The following is an 18,126-nucleotide window of genomic DNA, read 5'->3' as shown; positions in this document are numbered from 1 at the left end:
ACTTTAAAAATTTAGCGAGAATTTATGAATGCACCGCAAGCACTTTACGAATCGGCATTGTCTTCCTTAACGCTCCGGAACCGTGGAAAAGTACGCGATATTTATGATATTGATGAGAAGCATATGCTGATTGTGGCGACCGACCGGCTTTCCGCGTTTGATGTGATTTTGCCTGATCCGGTTCCCGGCAAGGGCTGTGTTTTAACCAGAATTTCCAATTTCTGGTTTGAAAAACTGAAACATGTGCTGCCGAATCATTTGACCAGTATTCCATTGGAACAGGTAGTTCCTGATGCTGCCGAGCGCGCGCAGATTGAGGGCCGGGCGGTTGTGGTTAAAAAAATGAAGCCTCTGCCGGTCGAAGCCATAGTGCGCGGCTACCTCATCGGCTCAGGCTGGAAAGATTACCAAAAGTCAGGTACTGTCTGCGGAATCAAATTACCCGAAGGCCTGCAACAGGCGCAGCAACTGCCGGAAGCCATTTATACACCGTCCACCAAGGCCCTGGCAGGCCGGCACGATGAAAATGTCTCGTTTGAAAAAACCGTTGACTTGATGGGGCAGGAGCTGGCCGAGAAAGTACGCGACGCCAGTTTGAAGCTCTATAAAGAAGCCGCCGCTTTCGCCAGGGAAAGGGGCATTATTATTGCCGACACGAAATTTGAATTCGGTGTCGATGAGAACAATGTTTTACACCTGATTGATGAAGTGTTAACGCCGGATTCATCGCGCTTCTGGCCCGCGGATCAATATCAGACAGGCATGAGTCCGCCCAGCTTCGACAAGCAATATGTGCGGGATTACCTGGAAACACTGGCCTGGGATAAAATCCCGCCGGCGCCTTCTTTACCCGCTGAAGTGACTCAACACTGCGCCGCAAAATACCGCGAAGCGGAAGTCCGATTAACACAAGAGTGATTTAAAATTTACTAGAGCAAAAGAGGAAGGGCAGAAGTTTTTAATTTATTCACAGATCAGATAATGCATTTTGTTGAGGCCCGAGCAGTCCAGGGTTGTCTCATTGCTCTTAATGGGTGCTTTTTTAAACCGAAGTCATGAATAATTGGATTAAAAATACAGGCTTGATTAAGGGTCTTGATCATGCTGCCTGTTCCTTAAGTGTGTGCGGCTGTGATTATGAGGTTATATGTAGCTATTATTGAAGACTGGCATGTTGGGACAAGTTATCGCTGAACAGATCAGCCTAAAGAAAAACGGTTTTAATTGTATGATTCGCGGCAAGATATACAACTTGATTACAAGATTGAAATGAGCACGCTGATTTACACAATACTTTAAAATAAATGCTTTCTGATCAGTTTTGAGTTCCCTGATGATGTTGACGCCATCTCATCCTTAAACTAAGAGACTACAAGGGTCCCCAATTTTCAGACGGTCAATTAAGGTGGTATTCTGCAAGTCACAGGCTCCAAAAGAGATAAGAGAAGGCTCCTGCAGAGACAGCATCACAGCGCTGAATTCAAAGCGAAAGTCGCCTTAGAAGCGCTCAAAGGGAACAAAACGATCAACGAGGGACAAAAGGCTCAACGAGATTAGGAGGGCGAATCAGCTTCACCCGAATCAGGTATTGCATTGGAAAAAAGAAGCGCAGGCGGTTTGGTAGCGCTATGGTCGGACTAACGGGGCCGGAGAATTCAGGCGGAGGCCAGCGAACGAGGCGTTATACAGGCAAAGCGGGCGCCTCAACGTGGAGTTGGACGGGCTGAAAAGAACTCCGAAATATGCCTATAGACGAGTGTCTGCGCTGGCTGCAAGCACCCGGCGAGATAAGCGTTGCGCGGCAATGCGAGCAATCACAAGCCCACCGTACGGCAGATGGCGGTGATGAGGGCGCATGGGCCAGGCGAGTTATCCCAAGCCGAACCTTAGCCAAAGTCACCCTGAGCACTGAGTCTATCGGTATGTGCTGGACGCTGTTGCGCTCGAAGCGCCGAAGCAGGTGAGGAGCACGGACATCACCTCTATTGGGCTGGAGCGGGGTTGCCTGTATCGGGTCGAGGTGCTCGAGTGGTACCGCCGCAAAGTCATGGCTTAGCGCTTGTCGACTGGGCTGGTCCTCGGTTTTTGCTTCGCCTGCCTGAAGGCGGCGTGGCAGCAGGGCTGGCGGGCTACTTCGATTTTTATAAGGGCAGAGGGCTTCATCCAGCCTTGAAATAGGCGATACTGAACGACGTTCATGACGGTCAGGGGCTTGAGTCCATATGCACAAGTCCCACCCTCATTCACCCCTTGCCCGCACTAAGCCAGGAAAGGCAATGCTGTTTTTTGAACAGCTGCAGCGCAATCATAACAACAAGGGTATATTTTAAAGCGCAGGAAGCCACCTTAATTCAGGCTGATTTTTTGTCCGGACAATGGCGTCCACTTTATCTAACAACTATTTTCAGTAGAGAACTTCACGGTGTATCCTCCGAGGCTGACATTGGGCAGGAGGATAGCCGGCTCGATTAGGCAGTCATTGCGATAGAGGAGCACCCGAATATATAGATCAAGAGATTGTGAATGCTTTGTGCTAACACCTGCAGGCAACGTGGCTTAGGGAATCGAGAGCAGCGCAATGGGGCAATGGTGGAAAGTCACGCACAGATTACCTGCAGAAATATCATCAGTGAACAATAAGTTTGACGGCTAGTATTACTTGGGCATAGGCAATATTGATTGAATATTGGGTGGATTATCCCTTTTTGATCACAGTCTTTTGGTCACACTGGTGGTAACTCATTGATGGCTATAGTTCCACGCGAGATGTTTTTAGCTGCCCTATTGGTGTATCGGCAAGGGTTGCGAAAAGCCGGTCTATATGTTCATTCATCTATCTGTTTTTTTCGAGGTGATATGTACTGCCGGCATGTACTACTGATGGCGGTACAATGCAGTCAAGTGATTGAATTCATTGAGTTCGTTAATGATGGTGCCGAGGAGAGGACTTGAACCTCCACGGGGTTGCCCCCACTAGCACCTGAAGCTAGCGTGTCTACCAATTTCACCACCTCGGCAAAGAGGGCGGGAAAAGCAAAGTGAGCGCACTATACCTAATCAGTGCTGCATTTGTCAATTCAAACCCAAGGTTTGACCGCTTAATTATTTTAAGCCGCTGGGTAATAGACAGCGAACAAACAGCGAGATTTTTTATAAAATCCAAAAGCTTTCTCATTTCAATTCTAATCGATATGCCAAGCATGTATCATATAGATTAGATACATAGTTTATTGTAGCCACTCTCAGGTATTTCATTATTAATGACATCGAAGTCTAAAAAAAGCGTTGATTTTAGTTCAACAAAAGATCCATACGCTCAGCGTGAAGCTGAAAAATATGAAAATCCCATTCCCAGCCGGGAATTGATTCTCCAGCTTATCGAGCAGTCGGGAAAACCTTTGCGCCGTTCGGACATTGCCGATGCATTTTCGCTGGCGGATGAAGAACAGATCGAGGCGCTGCGCCGTCGGCTCAGGGCCATGGAAAGGGATGGGCAGTTGTTATTTAACCGGGCGCAGCAATATTGCCTTGTTAATAACAAGGATTTAATTGTCGGACGCGTTATTGGTCATGCAGATGGCTTCGGTTTTATCAAGCCCGATGACGGCTCGGATGATTTATTTTTATCGCCACGAGAAATGAACCCCCTGCTGCATAATGACCGGGCCCTCGTTCGCATCGTAGGGGTTGATAAAAAAGGCCGCCGCGAGGGAGCGGTTGTTGAGATTCTGGAAAGGAATACGCATCAGGTAGTGGGACGGCTTTATAAGGAAGACGGTTTTACCTATGTGGTTCCGGATAATAAAAATATGGCGCAGACCATCCTTATTCAAAAAGGCGGCGCCGGCAAAGCCAAACAGGGACAGATTGTTATTGCCGAAATTGTCGAACAACCGACTAGACTGCGGCAGCCCATTGGCCGGATTATAGAAATATTAGGCGATCATCTGGCGCCGGGCATGGAAATAGAAATGGCGATTCATTCTTATGGCTTGCCTCATAAATGGCCCGAAGAATTGCTGGAAGAAATCAAGCCGCTGACCGATGACGTGCCTGAATCCGCCAAAGAAAACCGGGTTGATTTGCGAAAAACTCCCCTGGTAACGATTGACGGTGAGGATGCGCGGGATTTTGATGATGCCGTTTTTTGCCAGAAAACCCCGAAAGGCTGGAAACTGCTGGTAGCAATAGCTGATGTTTCGCATTATGTAGATATTAATACCGCCTTGGATAAGGAAGCGCAAAATCGTAGCACTTCGGTGTATTTTCCGGAACAGGTTATTCCCATGTTGCCGGAAATATTATCTAACGGATTATGCTCGCTCAATCCTCAGGTCGACCGTTTATGTATGGTCTGTGAAATGCTTATAGACCATCAGGGCCAAGTCATCCGGTCGCGCTTTTTTGAAGGCGTGATGAGTTCCCGTGCCAGATTGACTTATACCGAAGTGGCAAAAGTGCTGGTAGATGGCGATAAAGCGTTAACGGAAAAATATAAGTCCTTAATGCCGCATTTACAGCAGTTATACGCACTGTACAAGGTAATGAGGATAAGCCGGGAACAACGCGGGGCCATGGATTTTGACACCCAGGAAACCCGGATAATTTTTGGCCCGGATCGTAAAATCGAAAAAATAGTGCCTGTGGTGCGCAACGATGCGCATAAACTGATTGAAGAATTTATGATTACCGCCAATATGGCCGCTGCGCGCTATCTGAATAACAAAAAAATACCCAAGCTGCTGCGCGTACACGAAGGCCCCAGTGCTGATAAATTGCTGAACCTGAAAATTTTTTTGGGTGAGTTGGGATTAAGGTTAGAGGGCGGCGCCAAGCCTACGCCGCTCGATTATATGCATTTGATTGAATCAATTAAAGACCGGCCGGATGCGCATTTGATACAGACCGTTTTATTGCGCTCGATGTCGCAGGCGGTTTACAGTCCCGAGTTGAAAGGCCATTTCGGTCTGGCGTTGGATGCTTACGCGCACTTTACCTCGCCCATCCGCCGGTACCCTGATTTACTGGTGCATCGGGCTATCCGCCATTGCCTGCAGGGTAAAAGCGTGGAAAGTTTTCACTACGGCGTCCCCGACATGATCAGGTTGGGTGAACATTGTTCCGCCAATGAGAGGCGCGCTGATGATGCGACGCGGGATGTAATCAGCTGGCTTAAATGTGAATATATGATGGATAAGGTCGGGGAGGAATTCCCCGGCCTTATTTCAGCGGTTACTTCGTTTGGCTTCTTTGTCGAATTGGCCGAAATCTACGTTGAAGGATTGGTTCATATCAGTAATCTGGGGCAGGATTATTTTCATTTTGATCCGACCAGTCATCAACTGAAAGGAGAACGTACCCATATTAATTTCCGCCTGGGCGATAAGGTAAAGGTCAAAGTCGCCCGTGTTGACCTGGATGAAAAAAAGATCGATTTTGAACTGGTGCTAAAACAAAGTTCGGCAAAAAAAGCCAATATCAGCAAGAAGCCCCGCAAAAGACGGAATAAAAAATGAGGCTAAGCAAAATATTCGGTCTGCATTCGGTACAGGCGGCTTTGGCGTATTCCCCGAAAAAAATCCATAGCGCCTGGATTGACGCCCAGCGCCAGGATAAACGTCTGGCCCAGGTTATTGATGAGTTATTAGCGCTCGGCATAGAACCTGAAAAAGCCGACAGGAAAAAACTCGATCGTTTTGCTGATGGCAATAATCATCAGGGCATTGTGATTGAAGTCGAGATGCCGGGCGAGCTATCAGAAAGCGATCTAAAAACGGCGGTGGAGAATTTATCAGAAACAGCGCTGTTTCTGGTGCTGGATAATGTTCAGGACCCGCATAATCTCGGCGCCTGTCTTAGAACCGCTGATGCGGCGGGCGTGCATGGCGTTATTATTACCAAAGACAATGCGACAGGCATCACGCCGACTGTCTGTAAAGTGGCCAGCGGCGCGGCTGAGACAGTTCCGGTTTATCAGGTAACCAATTTAGCCAGAACCTTGCGCTGGCTCAAAGAGCAGGGCCTCTGGATTATGGGCGCTGCCGGCGAAACGACGCAATCCGTCTATAAAACCGATTTTACTGTGCCGCTGGCTTTCGTGATGGGAGCTGAAGGTAAAGGCTTAAGGCGCTTGACCCGGGAACAGTGCGATCTATTGGTGTCCGTGCCCATGCTGGGCCAGGTAAAAAGTCTTAATTTGTCTGTGGCTACGGGCATACTGCTCTATGAAACAGTCCGGCAGCGAGCAGGATAAGTCTTGCTGGCATGGTTTTAATCAAATTGTAACGTGAGTTGAGAGAATTAGGATTTAAACTGGAATAACTCAGGCTTACCAACAGACTGTATCAGCTTTATGCCCTCAAAATCCATCAGCGAACTACTACCCGAGCTTGGTCAGATTGAGACTATTGTTGCCCATGGCAAAAATTTTCTGTCATCCGAAGTTTTATGCCGCATTAATATTGATCGGCAAACTGTTCCTGTCTATGCAATTTCCCTAGGTTCAACGGCTAAAGATGCGCCCTGTATCGCCTTTGCCGGGGGCATTCATGGCATAGAGAGAATCGGTACAAAAGTCGTTATAGCTTTTCTGGAAACGCTGATAGAAAGATTGCAATGGGATATTGCGCTTGAAACTATTCTGGATAAGGTGCGTATTATTTTTTTGCCGCTATTGAATCCTGCCGGGATGTCGCAAAATACCCGCGCTAACGGGCAGGGCGTTGATCTGATGCGGAATGCCCCGGTCGACAGCGATGAGCGGGTGGTATGGCTGGCCGGCGGACATAGAATTTCAGCGCGGCTGCCCTGGTATAGAGGCGATATAAACAAGGGCATGGAGATCGAGTCCCAAAGCCTGTGCAATTTTGTCAGCAGAGCAATGTTTACGGCGCCGTTCAGCCTGGTGCTGGACTGTCATTCAGGTTTTGGCCTGCACGATAGAATCTGGTTTCCCTATGCCAAAAGCCGATTACAACCGATGCAACATATTGGCGAGGTTTATCGTTTGCGCGAACTTTTTTTTGAGACCTACCCTCACCAGAATTATTTATTTGAGCCTCAGTCCAAGCATTATCTTACCCATGGCGATATCTGGGATTATCTTTATGACAAATCCCTTGATCAAGCTTGTACTTTCCTGCCATTAACGCTTGAAATGGGCTCCTGGCGGTGGATACGCAAGAATCCCCTGCAGCTCTTTAACCTGGGCGGCCTCTATCACCCCATCAAGCCGCATCGCGTCAAGCGGGTATTGAGAGGACATCAGGTATTGATGGATTTTCTTGTGAGGGCGACGCTGTCCTATAAAAACTGGCTGCCTGGCGGCCGAAGCCCGAGCATGGACAAACAGGCAAGGGAGCTTTGGTATCATGGCTGAGAAGGATCAGGCTTTTTTACTGTTGCGCGGTTTCCTTCGCGAACAGCGCCACTGGGGCGGATTTATCAATCAGCTGCAGGCTGAATTTCCGGGCAGGCAGATTATCACGCTGGATATTCCGGGCAACGGCAGGTTATATAAAGAAAACAGCCCCTGTACCATTGCTGAAATGACCGATCATCTGCGGCATCAGATTCATCTAAAAATTTTAGTCGATGGCTTAACGCTCATCGCGCTGTCAATGGGCGGCATGATAGCCATTGACTGGATGATTCGCTTCCCTGCCGAAATCAGCAAGGCGGTCCTGATAAATACCAGCGTTCGGCCTTTCTCGCCTTTTTATCAGCGTTTGCGGTGGCAAAATTATCTCCTGGTTATAAAGGCCCTGGCAATGCAGCGATTTGAACGTGAAAAACTGATTTTATTTCTGACATCGAACCTGTCAACGGACAATTCCAGGCTCCTTAATGACTGGGCGCAGTGGAATAAAGAATGCCCTGTTTCACCGGCAAATGCCCTGCGGCAACTGCTGGCGACGGCCAAATTCTCTGTCCCAGAGCGGCCCGAACAGCCCGTGTTGATTGTCAGCTCAAGATCGGATCGGCTGGTTCATCATCAATGCAGCATCGACCTCGCCAAGGCCTGGAGTGTTCCTTTTATCGAGCATCCTTCAGCAGGTCATGATGTGCCTCTGGATGATCCTGTCTGGCTAAGCAGTCACATCGGTACCTGGATAAGGTCGTTAGCTATGGAATAAGCCGGCTTTTATTACCGATGGACTGGGATCAATTTCCGCTTGCTGATATGATTGTCGCCTTCCTAAACCCATGATTGAAATTGCTTTAAGTAATGGACAGGCATCGACATTTATTTCTTGAAGGCACTGGCTTAAGCTGTATCCGCGATGACCGGCTATTATTTGAAGGACTTGCTTTTAAATTATACGCCGGACAGATTTTATTGCTGGAGGGCGAGAATGGCAGCGGCAAGACGTCGCTATTACGCATAATATGCGGGTTTCGGGAGGCAGACTCGGGAACGATACGCTGGTGCGGCGAGGCGCTAAATGACAGCCCGTTTTATGCACAGATGGCCTATGTCGGCCATTTGGATGGTATAAAAAAAGAGCTGACAATTTTGGAAAACTTGAACATATCATTGGCATTGAGCAGACCCGGGCGCTATTCAATTCAGGAAGCGTTAAAAAAAGTCAATCTGGCAGGTTTTGATGATGTGCTTGTACAGGCTTTATCGGCGGGCCAGAAAAGACGATTAGCTCTCGCACGATTGTTGATTACAGAAAATTGTTTGTGGATTCTGGATGAACCATTCACTTCCCTTGACAGGCCTGGAGTTGCTCTCATCGAAACTTTAATGAGTGAACATTGTTCCAATCATGGGATGGTAGTTTTAAGCTCGCATCATGAAATAGGTCTGCCCGGCATTGATGTTCAACGTATTCATTTATCCTGATGTCGCTGCTTCAGGCATTTTTCGCCATCATTCGCCGCGATCTGATCCTGGCATTGCGCCGACGTTCGGAGATAGTAAATCCCCTGTTGTTTTTCATCCTGGTAATAACATTGTTCCCGCTGGGAATAGGCGCCCAGCCTCTGCTATTAAAAGCTATCGCTCCCGGTATTATCTGGGTTTCTGCATTACTGGCGGCCCTGCTTTCTCTGGACAGCCTGTTCCGCTCGGATTTTGACGATGGTTCTCTAGAGCAGATGTTATTAAGCGTTCATCCTGCTTCGGTGCTGGTTTTAGGCAAGATAATTGCTCACTGGCTGGTGACAGGGTTGCCGCTGCTGATTATAGCACCGCTGCTGGCCGTATTTTTAGGTCTGCCTAATCATGCTGTAGGTATTTTATTATTGACCCTGTTGCTTGGAACGCCCGTGTTAAGTTTAATAGGGGCTATTGGCGTAGCCTTGACAGTGGGACTGCGCCGGGGCGGCATGATTTTATCGCTGCTGGTTTTGCCTTTGTATGTGCCGGTTTTAATTTTTGCCGGCAATGCGGTAGAGATGGCGGGGGCCGGTTTGCCTGTGCACGCCCAAATAAGTATTTTAATTGCCATTTTATTGATAGCTTTGGTATTAGCGCCGTGGCCCACAGCAGCGGCATTAAAAATGAGTATTAATTAAGATTATCCCGTAAAATAAACACTTAATAAACAATCAATCTGGAGCAAGGCATCATGCGGACAGCTAAATTTCTTTCGGTTTTTTCACCGGCTACTGAAGAGCAGAGAAAAGAAAATTTTGAAAACTACTGGGAGTTTACTCAGCAGCATGGCGGCCAGCTGTTTGAAGATGACAAGGATTTAGCTAAAAAACGCGCCAGACTCAGGTACTTTAAGGACAATCCGGTTAAATTACGCCAACCCCTTGCTGATCCTGATGCTTTTTACCGCAACTATATCAAGATGAAAGATGATCCTAAATCGCTGGATCGCATGACGCTCATGCTGACAGGCATGTACAAGTTTGCCAGGCATGAATGGGTGGGAATTAAAGGCGCCTGGAATGTAATCCCGGATATGGCGAATTCCCATAAAGTGCAAGACAAGATCAGCCGCGTGCATTTGGCTGAAGAGTTTTGTCATTGGCGATTGTTTGATGAAATGTTGCGTACCTGCGGTCTGGATAAGATTGAATGGGTGCCTCTGGATCCTGTCAAAGAATGGATATATGAGCAGTTTCCCAAATTTCCCGGGTTTTTAATGGATACGCCTGCTTTTGTCACTGAATTGATGGGTGTCACCTATTATTGCTACCTTCATCGTCTGTTTGATGACCTGCTGGCAGACGAGCCTGAAGTGCGCGATCGTTTAAAAGAACTCCTGGATGAAATCACCATCGATGAAGTCGCGCATGTGGGACAGCGCAGAAATTTTATTGGTCCGATAGGCATGAAGGTCTCAAAATGGCTGGTTAAGCCTTTTTACACACTGTTTTTTAATGATATTCCCGAAGTCGGACAGTTATTCGATGTCAAGCAGATGATTAAAGACGGCGAGGCCTTTGACTTTAATGAACTGCCTGATTATATGATTAAGCGCAGTTGGATTCCTTCATACTGTAAGGCCTGAATCAGGCTATTTGGGCGAATTTAGCCGTCATCGCTGCAACTCATGTATATCTTATGGCGAACAGGTAAAGGCAAAGAAATCGCCCCTGTAGTTTTGCTCCTTCAATCTTGAATCGCATTGATAATGTTTTTAATTCCGGATTCGGTAGTCCGATTCTTTCATCGCCTGGCTTCACCGCCGCATTTTTATGCTTTTACCGAGCAATTAATGCCGTGGCTGGCTGCTGCTTTTCTGCTGGTAACCCTGGCCGGTCTTTACGGAGGCTTGTACCTTGCGCCTCCCGATTATCAGCAGGGCGACAGCTATCGGATTATTTATATCCATGTTCCAAGCGCCTGGATGTCATTATTTATCTATGTAATCATGGCGATAGCAGGTGCGATAGGCCTGATCTGGCGCATTAAACTGGCTGAGATTGTCGCCATCAGCAGTGCGCCGGTAGGGGCCGGTTTTACTTTTATCGCACTGGTCACGGGGTCATTGTGGGGCAAGCCCATGTGGGGTACATGGTGGGTCTGGGATGCCCGTTTAACCTCTGAATTGATCTTGCTGTTTTTATATCTGGGCGTGATCGGTCTGTACGGGGCAATCGAAGATAAGCGCGTCGCATCGAAAGCCGTGGCGATTCTAGCGCTGGTCGGCGTGGTCAATATCCCGATTATCCATTATTCCGTTGAATGGTGGAATACCCTGCATCAAGGGCCGACGGTAACAAAAATGGACAAGCCTTCCATTCATGTCACCATGCTGGTGCCGCTATTGCTGATGGCTCTGTCCTTCAAGCTGTATTATCTGATCGCCATGCTGCAGCGGGCGCGTACCGAGCTTTTGAGGCGCGAGCGCAATTCACAATGGGTCAGGACCATGGTGGTGGAGAATGAGCAATGACCGCGCAGGCGTTTTTTGCCATGGGCGGCTATGCTTTTTATGTGTGGACAGCGTATGGAATCGCCTTGTTAGTACTGGTTGCGAATATCGTTATTCCAATTGTTCAGCGTAAACAGTTTTTGCGCCGGCAAGCTTTAAAACAAAAAAGAAAAGTACTATGAAACCCGCCAGAAGACAGCGTTTGATGCTTATTGCCCTGATGGTTTTGGGAGCAGGTTTGGCTACGGCATTTGCTCTCAAGTCCTTTAATGATAATTTGATGTATTTTTTTTCAACCACGGATGTCGTGGAAGGAAAAGCGCCTCGTGACGCATTATTTCGTTTAGGCGGCATGGTTATCAAAGGCTCAGTCGAAAGGCCGGGTGACGGACTGATGGTGCGTTTTAAACTGACTGATTTCAGTAAGGATGTGACCGTGGAATATACCGGCATTCTGCCTGACCTGTTCAGGGAAGGGCAGGGCATCGTTGCTCATGGCCGGTTAAATCGACAGGGCGTTTTTATTGCCGAGGAAGTCTTGGCGAAACATGATGAAAACTATATGCCTCCCGAAGTGGCCGGCAGTTTGAAAAATAAATCAAAAACGCTTGCAGGCCAATTGCCATGATTCCGGAGCTGGGGCATTTTTCACTGATTCTGGCCTTGTGCATGGCTTGCGTGCTGGCCATACTGCCCATTGCCGGTGCTGCGCGGTCAGTATCCGGCTGGATTGCCGTTGCCAGACCTGCCGCCTTCGCGCAATTGCTGTTAATAGCAGTGGCTTACTGCTGTTTAACCTACAGCTTCCTGATTCATGACTTCTCAGTAGCTTACGTGGCCGCCAATTCAAATACAGCCTTGCCCGTATTGTATTTGATATCGGGAGTATGGGGCGCGCATGAAGGCTCTTTATTACTCTGGGCCTTGGTTTTATCCTGCTGGACAGCATTGGTGGCGCGTTTCAGCAGCAACATCCCTGCGGCTATGGTTGCCAGAGTTTTAGGCATTATGGGACTGGTGTCTATCGGTTTTATCCTGTTTTTATTGCTGACTTCCAATCCTTTCGAGCGCCTGTTTCCTGCGCCTTTAGAGGGCAGGGATTTGAATCCCTTGCTGCAGGATCCGGGTCTGGCGATTCATCCGCCCATGCTTTATATGGGTTATGTCGGCTTTTCCGTGGCCTTCGCTTTTGCCATTTCAGCATTACTGGAAGGCCGGCTGGATGCGGCCTGGGCTCGCTGGTCAAGACCGTGGACGTCGGTTGCATGGATGTTTTTAACCATAGGCATTGCCCTGGGCAGCTGGTGGGCTTATTACGAACTGGGCTGGGGCGGCTGGTGGTTTTGGGATCCGGTGGAAAATGCTTCATTTATGCCCTGGCTGGTCGGCACCGCCCTGATTCACTCATTGGCCGCTACCGAGAAACGCGGCGTTTTCAAAACCTGGACCGTACTGCTGGCTATTTTTGCTTTTTCTTTAAGCCTGTTAGGCACCTTTCTGGTACGTTCCGGCGTTTTAACATCGGTGCATGCGTTCGCCACCGATCCTGCCAGAGGTTTGTTTATCCTGATATTTCTGGCTATCGTGGTGGGCGGTTCATTATTGTTGTACGCCGTAAGAGCGCCTGCGGTTAAAAGCAGCGTAACATTTGAGCTGGTGTCCAGGGAGTCGGCGATTTTACTGAATAATGTTCTGTTAGTCGTTACCGCCGCCAGTATTTTACTGGGGACTTTATATCCACTGGTTATCGATGCGTTGGGATTGGGCAAGATTTCTGTCGGCCCGCCGTATTTCAATGCCGTGTTTATCCCATTAATGGCTCCGCTGGCGATCGTAGTGGGCCTGGGTATGCTGCTGCGCTGGAAAAGAGACAGCATCGGCGCAATTGCATTACGGGTGCGCTGGGTTATTGCCGCTTGCGTGATGGGCGGTGTGCTGATTCCCTTGCTTATGCCCTTTTATTCCTGGGGCGCGGTATTGGGATTAACCCTGGCATTGTGGACAGTAGCGATTACGGTACTGGCTTTTATTGATCGGCTGGGCGCAAAAGGCTTTGCATGGCAACGGCTGGCCTCGGTACCGGCAGGCTTTTACGGCATGACAATTGCCCATTTAGGCATCGCCGTATTCGTGACCGGCATTACCTTGACATCGGTTTACAGCGTGGAAAAAGATATCCGTATGGCTCCCGGCGAGACTCTGGATATGTCCGGCTATATATTCCAGTTTCACGGGGTTAAACAAACTCAAGGGCCAAACTATGTTGCTGAGCAGGCATTTGTAATGGTAAGTCATCAGGGCGAACAGGTGGCCAGACTGGAACCCCAAAAACGGGTTTATCAGGTGCAGAAAATGCCGATGACGGAAGCGGCGATTGACGCCGGTTTGTTCAGGGATTTATTTGTCGCCATAGGCGAGCCTTTGGGTGGGCAGGGCGCCTGGAGTATGCGCATTTATTACAAGGCGTTTATTCGCTGGATCTGGCTGGGCGCGCTATTTATGGCACTTGGAGGTTTATGCGGAGCGTGCGATAAGCGTTACCGGATGGCTTCAAAAAGCAAGGTTCCGGCTGATGCTTAAATATATTATCCCGTTAATATTATTTATCGTTTTGGCGGTGTTTTTAGCCTTAGGCTTAAACCTTAAGCCCGGCGATATTCCATCGCCGTTTATTAATAAACCGGCTCCGGCGTTTTCATCTCCGAAGCTTGACGCGCCTGATGAAAAATTAAGCCAGACCGATTTAACCGGTAAAGTCTGGCTGTTTAATGTGTGGGCGTCATGGTGCGTGTCCTGCCGTTCCGAACATCCGGTGCTCAATCAGCTAGCACAGGAGAAAGCGGCAGTTATTGTCGGTTTAAACTATAAAGATGACCCGGATGATGCAAGAAAATGGCTGGACACTTTAGGCAATCCTTATACAGTCAGCATTATGGATCAGGATGGCCGCATCGGCATTGACTGGGGCGTTTATGGCGTGCCGGAAACCTTTGTCATCGATAAAAAAGGCGTAATCCGCTATAAGCATACAGGGCCTGTTACAGATGAAGACATTCAGAAAACTTTCCTGCCGTTGATTGCCAAGTTACAAATCGAATCCTGATGAAGCGCTTGTTTATCATTTTTCTGCTGATGCTGTCCGGTAATGGTTTTGCAGTCGATTACCGTCAATTTTCCAATCCTGAGCAGCAGGAAATCTACGAAAGCTTAACCTCGGAGCTGCGCTGCCTGGTTTGCCAGAATCAAACCATCGCCGATTCCAACGCAGAGCTGGCCGCAGATTTGCGCAGGCAAGTTTATGAAATGATTGAACAGGGTAAAACCAGGCAGGAAATACTCGGGTTTATGACCGAACGCTATGGTGATTTTGTGTTATACAAGCCGCCATTCAAGGCCAAAACCGGAATATTATGGATTGCTCCGGCTATCTTTTTATTAACGGGTCTAATCGCAGTATTTTTATTCGTTCGCCAAAAAAAGAAATTATCAGGAATTGAAAGCAGTCCTGAAAAGCAGGAAAAAATTCGCAGCCTGCTGGAAAATGGTGATCAGTCTTGAATGCGCTATTTTTGATTCTTGCCGGCCTACTGATTTTAATCGCGTTCCTGATTATCCTGCCGCCGTTATGGCGTAAGCACCCCGTAGAAGTTGCCGATCTTGATCAGCGCAATATTATTATTGCCCGTCAACGGCTGGATGAGCTTAAAGACCAGCTAAAAGCCGGGGCTTTAACTCAGGCTCAATATAATGGACAGCTTGCCGAACTTGAACAGGCATTGAGTGATGACCTCGATATAACAAGCCATGTTACAGTATCGCAATCGCAAGGCCGCTGGGTAGTTTATCTGATTGTTTTGGCCGTTCCTTTAGTGACAGGATCGCTTTATTTTACTTTGGGTAATTATCAAGCGGTCAGCCACAGTGCGGAAATGGCGGCAGGAAATTCAGCTGCGCCGGGTCCCGAAGAAATTATTAAAATGGTTTCGGGTCTAGCGGAGCGTTTGAAAAGCCAGCCGGATAACGCTCAGGGCTGGCTAATGCTGGGCCGATCCTATAAATATCTGCAGCAATATCCTGAAGCAGTTGAGGCTTTTGCCAATGCCTACCGGCTATTAGGCGATCAGGCTGAAGTCATGCTGCTCTATGCAGACGCGTTGGCTTATGCAAATAACAATAATCTGGCCGGAAAACCCGCCGAACTAGTGTTTAAGGCGCTCGCCCTGGAGCCTGAAAATGTGAACGGTTTGTGGTTAGGCGGAATGGCCAAAGTGCAGGAAGGCGATATTGCCGCCGGAATAAAAATGTGGCGAAAACTTGAGGCTTTGTTGCCGCCGGAATCGGATGCCCGGAAAGAAACTCGAAGTTTGATTGCCAATATTGCCAGCCAGGCGCCTGAAGTTGCTGCTGACTCCGAAGCACAGCCGGCGCAACAATCTCAGACGGTGCGTATTGATGTTCAAGTAAGCTTGGCGCCGGCATTACAGAAATTAGCTCGTCCTGATCACACCGTTTTTATTTATGCCCAGGCATTATCCGGCCCCAAAATGCCTTTGGCGATTGTCCGGAAAAAAGTCTCTGATTTGCCCCTGACAGTCAGCCTGGATGATTCGATGGCGATGATGCCGGCGATGAAATTATCAAATTTTGCTAAAGTAAAACTGCTGGCCCGTATATCTAAATCCGGCAACGCCGTGAGCCAGCCCGGAGACTTGATAGGTGTTGTTGAACAGGCGGCCTTATCGGATCATACGCTCAATAAAATAGTCATTAACCACGAAGTAAAATAATGTTTTACTTTATACCGGAACATTTATGGCTACTATGAAAGAGGCTAGAATAATTGAGCTTGAAATAAAAGCCGCTTATCAAGAGGATTTATTGCAAGAATTGAGTAAGATAATCGGTGAGCAGCAGCAACAGATAGCTCGCCTGGAAGCCACTTGTAAATTACTTAATGAGCGCATTAAAAGTTTATCTGATGAAGGCCGGGAAGTAAGCCTTGATCAGCTACCGCCCCATTATTAGCCAGACTGATTTGCAAGATTTATGAAGCTTTTTCTTATTAGTTTGACCTGAGAATGAGGGTAAGATAAAGACTGATAAATTGAGATCAATGACATTATTCAATAATTGTGTAGTCGGGATAATCGGCCTGCTTATTTTCCTGGCAATGGCGGCGGTTGTTTATATTAAGCAGGTTTTTTGGTTTGACGAGCCGGTGCTCGCATTTTTCGCCCATTATAGAACCCCGATCCGGGATGTTTTTTTTAATGCTGTAACCTGGGCAGGTTCACTTTATGTACTGATGCCTATAGTGCTCGCCGGCATTTTTATGCTGAAAAAGTCGGGATTTGGGGACAGAGCCCTATTTCTGGGCCTGGGATTTGGCGGCGCCATGCTGGTTACCAATATCTTGAAACGACTTTTGGGTCGGGCGCGGCCGCAATTTTTTATCGATCCGGCTTTGCTGCCGTTAGATCACTCATTTCCAAGCGGCCACGCTACCCATATTACCGCGCTGATGCTGTGCTTATTGATTTTGCATCATCGTTTTGCTGTTCCCGGTTACTCGGTCACAGCTGCACTGTTATTGCCCTTGGCTATACTGGTTGCTCTTTCCCGGGTGTATTTGCAAGTGCATTTTCTGACCGATGTCATTGCCGGAATTCTTGTAGCCCTGGTGTGGGTATTATTACTGGATTGTTATTATTGGAAAGGGCCAGGAATTTAACTATGGTTAATTTGCAGGCGTTGAATTTTAATAAAAAATAAATTCGATTACCCTGTTTGAACTTGATTTTATGCAGCTATGAACTTGCGGTTTACTCTTGATTATTAGAATTTCCCTGTGGCTGGTTTTTGTTTCTTTACCGGTATTTTTATTGGTAGAACTATTGTTGAGGCTAAGCGTGCCGGTTTTGCCTGATATACTGTCCCGGCTTGCAGCAGCCATTCTTTTGAGCGCGTTTGCCTTGTTATTATTAACAGGAGCCGTGGCTATTTTTAAAATAATCATCGGCACCGTTTTTGATTACTTTTCCTCCGGCCAACGTATACAGCGACGACTGTTATATATACAGGCCAGGCATGATCAAATCAAGCGACTGTTTTATTTCAGAACCGTGCAAATGAAATATTTCACGGACGTGAAGAGAAGAAGTCTGTTGAAAATCAATAATCATAAGCACATTCACTCTTTATCAAAAGCCAACCAAAAAAACCTGCTGGCGATTAAAAAAAACTATCCCGAACAATTTTTAGGCAACTACAACAAGAAAATGCCCGCTATCGAGCGCAACAGGATATTGAAGCCTTGTTAAAATTCCAGCAAAAAATATCTATCCTGGAATAAAGTGTGACTACTTTAAAGGAGCGGGTATTGAATATTATAAAAATTTTTCATTCGGTCAAAGATGAAAACCTGAAATGGCGGCAGGATAACCAGGATAGTCAGGCAAAGCTTAAACACTCCCATGTATTGGCTGAGAAAGCCCTGGAAGCGGAGCTAAAAAAGAGAAGTGCGCAGTTGGAACATGATATTACACTGCTCAGGGCTAAACATGATGCCGAACTGTCTATGTTTAAAACCAGGTGCAAGCAGGATGTTAAAGATTATAAACAATATCTGGAATCCCTGGATCAGCTAAAACGCTCAATCCAGGCTAGTAGTCAGTCATGTTGAAGCGAAGGGATAATTTATGGTATGACTATTGGCTTTGACGCAACGAGGTTTAGTGTCATGCCCGCCATTAAATATAAAGTCAATTTGACCGACGAAGAAAAACGT

The 18,126-nt window shown here is 47.5% G+C and carries 20 protein-coding genes and 1 tRNA gene; 20 read left to right on the top strand and 1 reads right to left on the bottom strand.

Annotation, left to right across the window (positions count from 1 at the left end; genetic code table 11):
* Positions 1 to 24: 24 nt before the first annotated feature.
* Positions 25 to 918 carry a phosphoribosylaminoimidazolesuccinocarboxamide synthase gene (locus HUX64_RS07220; protein WP_174625567.1) on the top strand — a complete coding sequence of 298 codons (894 nt, stop codon included), beginning with the start codon at positions 25 to 27 and terminating at the stop codon, positions 916 to 918.
* An 824-nt stretch (positions 919 to 1,742) separates the two neighbouring features.
* Positions 1,743 to 1,964, top strand: coding sequence for a hypothetical protein (locus tag HUX64_RS07215; protein WP_174625566.1), 222 nt, complete (start codon positions 1,743 to 1,745; stop codon positions 1,962 to 1,964).
* 966 nt (positions 1,965 to 2,930) lie between these two features.
* Here the strand turns inward: HUX64_RS07215 and HUX64_RS07210 are convergent.
* Positions 2,931 to 3,017, bottom strand: a tRNA-Leu gene (locus tag HUX64_RS07210).
* 243 nt (positions 3,018 to 3,260) lie between these two features.
* Between HUX64_RS07210 and rnr the strand changes: the two genes are divergently transcribed.
* The 18 genes from rnr (at position 3,261) to HUX64_RS07120 (ending at position 18,021) form a co-directional block, all read left to right on the top strand.
* On the top strand, positions 3,261 to 5,516 hold the full coding sequence (gene rnr / locus HUX64_RS07205) for a ribonuclease R (RefSeq protein WP_174625565.1): 2,256 nt from the start codon (positions 3,261 to 3,263) through the stop codon (positions 5,514 to 5,516).
* A complete protein-coding gene (gene rlmB, locus HUX64_RS07200) occupies positions 5,513 to 6,253 on the top strand; it encodes a 23S rRNA (guanosine(2251)-2'-O)-methyltransferase RlmB (protein WP_174625564.1) in 741 nt (246 codons plus the stop codon). The genes rnr and rlmB overlap by 4 nt, the downstream gene beginning before the upstream one ends.
* A gap of 99 nt (positions 6,254 to 6,352) precedes the next feature.
* Positions 6,353 to 7,378, top strand: coding sequence for a M14 family zinc carboxypeptidase (locus HUX64_RS07195; protein WP_174625563.1), 1,026 nt, complete (start codon positions 6,353 to 6,355; stop codon positions 7,376 to 7,378).
* Positions 7,371 to 8,135 carry an alpha/beta fold hydrolase gene (locus HUX64_RS07190; protein ID WP_174625562.1) on the top strand — a complete coding sequence of 255 codons (765 nt, stop codon included), beginning with the start codon at positions 7,371 to 7,373 and terminating at the stop codon, positions 8,133 to 8,135. The genes HUX64_RS07195 and HUX64_RS07190 overlap by 8 nt, the downstream gene beginning before the upstream one ends.
* 92 nt (positions 8,136 to 8,227) lie before the next feature.
* Positions 8,228 to 8,851, top strand: a complete 624-nt coding sequence (gene ccmA / locus HUX64_RS07185) for a cytochrome c biogenesis heme-transporting ATPase CcmA (protein ID WP_174625561.1) — start codon at positions 8,228 to 8,230, stop codon at positions 8,849 to 8,851.
* Positions 8,851 to 9,525 (top strand): heme exporter protein CcmB, encoded by a 675-nt coding sequence (gene ccmB, locus HUX64_RS07180; RefSeq protein ID WP_174625560.1) that lies wholly within the window; start codon positions 8,851 to 8,853, stop codon positions 9,523 to 9,525. Before ccmA ends, ccmB begins: the two co-directional genes overlap by 1 nt.
* A 53-nt stretch (positions 9,526 to 9,578) precedes the next feature.
* Positions 9,579 to 10,472: a hypothetical protein gene (locus HUX64_RS07175; RefSeq protein WP_174625559.1), complete on the top strand. Its 894-nt coding sequence runs from the start codon at positions 9,579 to 9,581 to the stop codon at positions 10,470 to 10,472.
* 123 nt (positions 10,473 to 10,595) lie between these two features.
* A complete protein-coding gene (locus HUX64_RS07170; protein WP_174625558.1) occupies positions 10,596 to 11,360 on the top strand; it encodes a heme ABC transporter permease in 765 nt (254 codons plus the stop codon).
* Positions 11,357 to 11,521 carry a heme exporter protein CcmD gene (ccmD, locus tag HUX64_RS07165; RefSeq protein ID WP_174625557.1) on the top strand — a complete coding sequence of 55 codons (165 nt, stop codon included), beginning with the start codon at positions 11,357 to 11,359 and terminating at the stop codon, positions 11,519 to 11,521. Before HUX64_RS07170 ends, ccmD begins: the two co-directional genes overlap by 4 nt.
* Complete coding sequence (gene ccmE, locus HUX64_RS07160; RefSeq protein WP_174625556.1) at positions 11,518 to 11,967, top strand: cytochrome c maturation protein CcmE; 450 nt, start codon at positions 11,518 to 11,520, stop codon at positions 11,965 to 11,967. The genes ccmD and ccmE overlap by 4 nt, the downstream gene beginning before the upstream one ends.
* The gene (locus HUX64_RS07155) at positions 11,964 to 13,919 is read left to right on the top strand and encodes a heme lyase CcmF/NrfE family subunit (RefSeq protein WP_174625555.1); all 1,956 of its coding nucleotides are present in this window, start codon (positions 11,964 to 11,966) and stop codon (positions 13,917 to 13,919) included. Before ccmE ends, HUX64_RS07155 begins: the two co-directional genes overlap by 4 nt.
* Positions 13,912 to 14,442: a DsbE family thiol:disulfide interchange protein gene (locus HUX64_RS07150; RefSeq protein WP_174625554.1), complete on the top strand. Its 531-nt coding sequence runs from the start codon at positions 13,912 to 13,914 to the stop codon at positions 14,440 to 14,442. Before HUX64_RS07155 ends, HUX64_RS07150 begins: the two co-directional genes overlap by 8 nt.
* The gene (locus HUX64_RS07145) at positions 14,442 to 14,897 is read left to right on the top strand and encodes a cytochrome c-type biogenesis protein (protein ID WP_174625553.1); all 456 of its coding nucleotides are present in this window, start codon (positions 14,442 to 14,444) and stop codon (positions 14,895 to 14,897) included. Before HUX64_RS07150 ends, HUX64_RS07145 begins: the two co-directional genes overlap by 1 nt.
* The gene (ccmI, locus tag HUX64_RS07140; RefSeq protein ID WP_174625552.1) at positions 14,894 to 16,126 is read left to right on the top strand and encodes a c-type cytochrome biogenesis protein CcmI; all 1,233 of its coding nucleotides are present in this window, start codon (positions 14,894 to 14,896) and stop codon (positions 16,124 to 16,126) included. The genes HUX64_RS07145 and ccmI overlap by 4 nt, the downstream gene beginning before the upstream one ends.
* 25 nt (positions 16,127 to 16,151) lie before the next feature.
* Positions 16,152 to 16,364, top strand: a complete 213-nt coding sequence (locus tag HUX64_RS07135; RefSeq protein ID WP_425484251.1) for a SlyX family protein — start codon at positions 16,152 to 16,154, stop codon at positions 16,362 to 16,364.
* Between the two features lie 88 nt (positions 16,365 to 16,452).
* A complete protein-coding gene (locus HUX64_RS07130; RefSeq protein WP_174625551.1) occupies positions 16,453 to 17,070 on the top strand; it encodes a phosphatase PAP2 family protein in 618 nt (205 codons plus the stop codon).
* A gap of 97 nt (positions 17,071 to 17,167) precedes the next feature.
* Positions 17,168 to 17,659, top strand: coding sequence for a hypothetical protein (locus tag HUX64_RS07125; RefSeq protein ID WP_174625550.1), 492 nt, complete (start codon positions 17,168 to 17,170; stop codon positions 17,657 to 17,659).
* Positions 17,660 to 17,694: 35 nt separating this feature from the next.
* Complete coding sequence (locus tag HUX64_RS07120; protein WP_174625549.1) at positions 17,695 to 18,021, top strand: hypothetical protein; 327 nt, start codon at positions 17,695 to 17,697, stop codon at positions 18,019 to 18,021.
* Positions 18,022 to 18,126 lie beyond the last annotated feature (105 nt).

Origin of the sequence: Candidatus Methylobacter favarea (genome assembly GCF_902806695.1) — a bacterium.
GTDB lineage: Bacteria > Pseudomonadota > Gammaproteobacteria > Methylococcales > Methylomonadaceae > Methylobacter_B > Methylobacter_B favarea.
This window is presented reverse-complemented; position numbering and strand designations above follow the sequence as displayed.

Excerpts from the sequence above, each read along its gene's own strand:
- HUX64_RS07220 (WP_174625567.1), top strand. The coding sequence starts at position 25 with ATGAATGCACCGCAAGCACTTTACGAATCGGCATTGTCTTCCTTAACG.
- HUX64_RS07215 (WP_174625566.1), top strand. The coding sequence starts at position 1,743 with ATGCCTATAGACGAGTGTCTGCGCTGGCTGCAAGCACCCGGCGAGATA.
- rnr (WP_174625565.1), top strand. The coding sequence starts at position 3,261 with ATGACATCGAAGTCTAAAAAAAGCGTTGATTTTAGTTCAACAAAAGAT.
- rlmB (WP_174625564.1), top strand. The coding sequence starts at position 5,513 with ATGAGGCTAAGCAAAATATTCGGTCTGCATTCGGTACAGGCGGCTTTG.
- HUX64_RS07195 (WP_174625563.1), top strand. The coding sequence starts at position 6,353 with ATGCCCTCAAAATCCATCAGCGAACTACTACCCGAGCTTGGTCAGATT.
- HUX64_RS07190 (WP_174625562.1), top strand. The coding sequence starts at position 7,371 with ATGGCTGAGAAGGATCAGGCTTTTTTACTGTTGCGCGGTTTCCTTCGC.
- ccmA (WP_174625561.1), top strand. The coding sequence starts at position 8,228 with ATGGACAGGCATCGACATTTATTTCTTGAAGGCACTGGCTTAAGCTGT.
- ccmB (WP_174625560.1), top strand. The coding sequence starts at position 8,851 with ATGTCGCTGCTTCAGGCATTTTTCGCCATCATTCGCCGCGATCTGATC.
- HUX64_RS07175 (WP_174625559.1), top strand. The coding sequence starts at position 9,579 with ATGCGGACAGCTAAATTTCTTTCGGTTTTTTCACCGGCTACTGAAGAG.
- HUX64_RS07170 (WP_174625558.1), top strand. The coding sequence starts at position 10,596 with ATGTTTTTAATTCCGGATTCGGTAGTCCGATTCTTTCATCGCCTGGCT.
- ccmD (WP_174625557.1), top strand. The coding sequence starts at position 11,357 with ATGACCGCGCAGGCGTTTTTTGCCATGGGCGGCTATGCTTTTTATGTG.
- ccmE (WP_174625556.1), top strand. The coding sequence starts at position 11,518 with ATGAAACCCGCCAGAAGACAGCGTTTGATGCTTATTGCCCTGATGGTT.
- HUX64_RS07155 (WP_174625555.1), top strand. The coding sequence starts at position 11,964 with ATGATTCCGGAGCTGGGGCATTTTTCACTGATTCTGGCCTTGTGCATG.
- HUX64_RS07150 (WP_174625554.1), top strand. The coding sequence starts at position 13,912 with ATGCTTAAATATATTATCCCGTTAATATTATTTATCGTTTTGGCGGTG.
- HUX64_RS07145 (WP_174625553.1), top strand. The coding sequence starts at position 14,442 with ATGAAGCGCTTGTTTATCATTTTTCTGCTGATGCTGTCCGGTAATGGT.
- HUX64_RS07135 (WP_425484251.1), top strand. The coding sequence starts at position 16,152 with ATGGCTACTATGAAAGAGGCTAGAATAATTGAGCTTGAAATAAAAGCC.
- HUX64_RS07130 (WP_174625551.1), top strand. The coding sequence starts at position 16,453 with ATGACATTATTCAATAATTGTGTAGTCGGGATAATCGGCCTGCTTATT.